The organism is Homoserinimonas sp., assembly GCF_056262345.1.
Map to the genome: position 1 here is coordinate 1 of NZ_JBACFR010000091.1, position 3,268 is coordinate 3,268.

The following is a 3,268-nucleotide window of genomic DNA, read 5'->3' on the forward strand; positions in this document are numbered from 1 at the left end:
GCGGTCATGGCTGGTCCGTTCGCCGAAGGGGATGTGCCTCGACGCTACGAGGGGCGGCCGCGGGAGGCATCAGCCCACGGGAGTAATCCCCGTACTGCCGGGGGAGTGGTGCCCCGTGGTGGCCTCCGCATTGCGCGTGACCGTCACGAGGTACTCCCACTGCATGCGTCCCGTGCCGTCAGTGTGATCGCGGGCGAGGCCGTCAAGCGCCTCGTCCAACGCCTCCATCGCTCCCACATCGCCTTGGAGCGAGCGGTACACGGCGATGGTCGGGCCGTAGTTCTCGCGAAAGAAGTGGCGGAAGTCTTCGGGTCCCTCAAATGCTGTGACCTCGAGCATCCGCCGCTCCTGCAGCAGGGTCTCGACCCTGCCCCCGAAGAGGTCGTCGAGGTGGGCTGGCGACCCCCACGCCGGCGGGGGCTCCGCTCCGGGAGGCGGGGCGGGGGCGAAGGGCTTCATGGTGGCGAAGAGCTGACCGATAAAGCCTTCGGGAGTCCAGCTCGAGAGTCCGATCATGCCGCCGGCGTGGCAGACGCGACGCAGTTCATCGGCCGCAACGCGATGATGCGGGGCGAACATCACGCCGATCGACGACAGCACAACATCGAAAGATGCTGTCGCAAACGGAAGCCTCTCGGCATCGGCTTCGACCCAGTCGATCGGCAGGGCGCCCGCCCGTTCCCTTCCGACCGCCAGCAGTTCCGGGGTGAGGTCGGAGGCGGTCACCCTCGCGCCGAGGCGAGCGGCGGGTATCGCGGCGCTCCCCGTGCCCGCCGCCACGTCGAGCACCGTATCGTGGGCGCCGACCCTCGCCAGTTTCACGAGTTCAGGGCCGAGCGGATGCACGATCCGGTCGACGACCGTGGCGTAGTCGCCGAGCGCCCACATGGCGCGGTGTCGGCTTTTCAGTGCACGGTCGGCTTCGTCCGGCGCACTGGTGTCGGTGATGCTCATGGCCTTCTCCTTCTCTCGCGCGGCCCGTAGTTCGGGCCGCTTCGTTAGCCGTAACGATGCTCCGCGCGGTGAGCCCGATCCAGTGCGCGGTCTGTAGCGGTCGCGATACAGAATCTGTACTGGCCATCGAGCGGCTCAGGGCGTAGACCTGTGGTGGACGGGAGACGGCATGACGTCATACGGACAGTTCTGCCCGGTTGCGAAGGCCATGGAGGTGCTCGACGAGCGCTGGACCATTCTCATCGTGAGAGAGATGCTCCTTGGCAGTCGGCACTACAACGACCTGAGGCGCGGGGTGCCGCGGATGTCGCCTGCGTTGCTCTCCAAGCGTCTGCGCAGCCTCGAGAGGGTCGGGGTCGTGCGGCGCGAAGTCCAGGCGAGCCGCACCTCGTACTCGCTGACCAAGGCGGGCGAGGAGTTGCGACCGCTCGTCGAGTCCCTGAGCGCCTGGGGGATGCGCTGGATCGGCGAACTCGGCGATCAGGATCTCGACCCGCACCTGCTCTTCTGGGACATGCAACGCACCATGCCGATCAGTGAGTGGCCGCGGCAGCGCACGACTCTCGAGGTGCGCCTCTTCGATGCGAGCGGCGTCGCGTCGCACTGGTGGATCGTCGCCTCCGAAGACCACTTCGAGATCTGCGACTTCGATCCCGGATATGACGTGGTTGCCACGCTGGTGGGCAAGTTGCGCACCCTGGTGCGCGTCTGGCGTGGCGACGTCTCCTGGGAGGCGGCGCTCGCCGTCGGCGACCTCACGCTGGTGGCGCCGGCGGATGTGCGCCGTGACGTTCCCCGCTGGGTGGGTACCTCGGTCTTCGCGCTGGCCACGGTGGAGTGACGCCACCCACGTACTCATTGATCGACTTCAGCGAGATCCCCTCGTTGGGGAAGTCGGTGCTAATCCGTCGCATGACCGTGACCTGGGCGCGGAAGAGCGACCTCGAACGGGAACTTGGGGAGGGTGGGAGGAGCGCTAGACGCAAGCCCACCGAGTAGGGACGAGCGCCCCAGTATCTGGTGCACCGCTGAGTCAAGCCCCTGGTATTTCGGCAGCGCGAGAGCAGGATGGTTGGAATGGCTTGGCTGCGAAAAGCCCGGCTAGCGCCCAGAAGGAGGCACGTTGTGAAACACCTGAGCTTTGGAGACAAGTCGCTATTCATCGGCGATGACGCTGCTGATGCGCTAACGAACTACGCGGCGCTTCTGGCCGATCGTGGGCGTGCAGACACGGTCACTCTCAACGCCATCGGGCCAGACGGCCATGCTGTAGAGGCCACGCTCGTGCTGAACGACGGCGCATCGCTCATGACCGAGACGGCTGACGAAGTCTTTAAAGAGCCAGAGAACTCTGATGTGGTGGGGTACATGAACAGTCGGGCGCTCGCTCTCCTCCAGGCGGAGCAAGGTGAGCCTCTCAGTGAGGAGGACGTCGTGGAGTTCCAGCGGTTCACCGAAGGATAAGCGGCGCGTTGATGGTCGACTACGCCAGAGGATCGGCCTTGGCGTGCGGCTGGCTGGTGCCGCGGCGCATCGTGGTCGCGGTGGCGATGTCATCTCCGGTCGGAGGATTCTCTGCGCTGCCTTCGCGCATCACCAGGAGCCCACGCGAGCTATTCGCCGAGAGCAAGAGCTGCTCGAGCCATTCCTGGTTGATCGTGGGGTTACGGCTGCCCGCGAACTTGAAGAATAGGTTCTGACTGGGGTGAATCCAGATCGCGCTGTGCCCGCTCCCTGTCTCCAGCGAGTCGCGCCACGACATGAGAAAGCTCTCGCCTCGTCGAATCTTTTGCACGATCACGATCTGAAGGTGTGCCAGCAAGCGGTCATCGAACTCTACTAATACGCCGTCGTATTGAAGCGTTCCCATTGAATCCTCCTCGTCAGCCCGTCCTATTGTGTGACGGTTACCTCCGTTTCGGCAGGGTGCGCAGCGTTCGCACTGGCTCGGTCACCGACAGCTCGCCGCCGCGCAGCGCCAGGATGACGCGGATGCGGGTGGGGTCGGCTGGGCCTATAGCCAGTGGCGCCGCTTGAAGATCACATAGAGAGCGGCGCCCATCGCTACCATTCCCGCGACGGCGAGCGGGTAGCCCCACAGCCAATCGAGTTCCGGCATGTATGTGAAGTTCATCCCATAAATGGTGCCGATGAGCGTGGGCGCAAAGAGAATGGCCGCCCACGACGAGATCTTCTTGACTTCCTCGCTCTGGGCGAGGGAGTGCTCCGTAAGCTTTCGAGTCTCTTCGTTCTGGTCGAGGCTCGCCTGGGAGAGCAGGCGCATCTCGTCGTTCTGCCGCTGGGTAGTGAGGGT

General features: G+C 64.8%; 5 protein-coding genes. 2 read left to right on the top strand and 3 right to left on the bottom strand.

Annotation, left to right across the window (positions count from 1 at the left end; genetic code table 11):
- Window positions 1-69: 69 nt before the first annotated feature.
- A complete protein-coding gene (locus AC062T_RS04695) occupies window positions 70-954 on the bottom strand; it encodes a class I SAM-dependent methyltransferase (protein ID WP_476027863.1) in 885 nt (294 codons plus the stop codon).
- Between the two features lie 169 nt (window positions 955-1,123).
- Between AC062T_RS04695 and AC062T_RS04700 the strand changes: the two genes are divergently transcribed.
- Both AC062T_RS04700 and AC062T_RS04705 read left to right on the top strand, forming a co-directional pair.
- Window positions 1,124-1,795 carry a winged helix-turn-helix transcriptional regulator gene (locus AC062T_RS04700; RefSeq protein ID WP_476027865.1) on the top strand — a complete coding sequence of 224 codons (672 nt, stop codon included), beginning with the start codon at window positions 1,124-1,126 and terminating at the stop codon, window positions 1,793-1,795.
- A gap of 284 nt (window positions 1,796-2,079) precedes the next feature.
- The gene (locus AC062T_RS04705) at window positions 2,080-2,418 is read left to right on the top strand and encodes a hypothetical protein (protein WP_476027867.1); all 339 of its coding nucleotides are present in this window, start codon (window positions 2,080-2,082) and stop codon (window positions 2,416-2,418) included.
- A gap of 19 nt (window positions 2,419-2,437) precedes the next feature.
- Here AC062T_RS04705 and AC062T_RS04710 read toward each other — a convergent pair whose 3' ends face one another.
- A complete protein-coding gene (locus tag AC062T_RS04710) occupies window positions 2,438-2,824 on the bottom strand; it encodes a DUF7882 family protein (protein ID WP_476027869.1) in 387 nt (128 codons plus the stop codon).
- Window positions 2,825-2,968: 144 nt separating this feature from the next.
- Window positions 2,969-3,268: CorA family divalent cation transporter (locus AC062T_RS04715; RefSeq protein ID WP_476027871.1), on the bottom strand; the 300-nt coding region annotated here is incomplete at its 5' end.

Bases quoted from the DNA above. Each gene is read 5' to 3' on its own strand.
- AC062T_RS04695 (WP_476027863.1), bottom strand. From the start codon at position 954: ATGAGCATCACCGACACCAGTGCGCCGGACGAAGCCGACCGTGCACTG.
- AC062T_RS04700 (WP_476027865.1), top strand. From the start codon at position 1,124: ATGACGTCATACGGACAGTTCTGCCCGGTTGCGAAGGCCATGGAGGTG.
- AC062T_RS04710 (WP_476027869.1), bottom strand. From the start codon at position 2,824: ATGGGAACGCTTCAATACGACGGCGTATTAGTAGAGTTCGATGACCGC.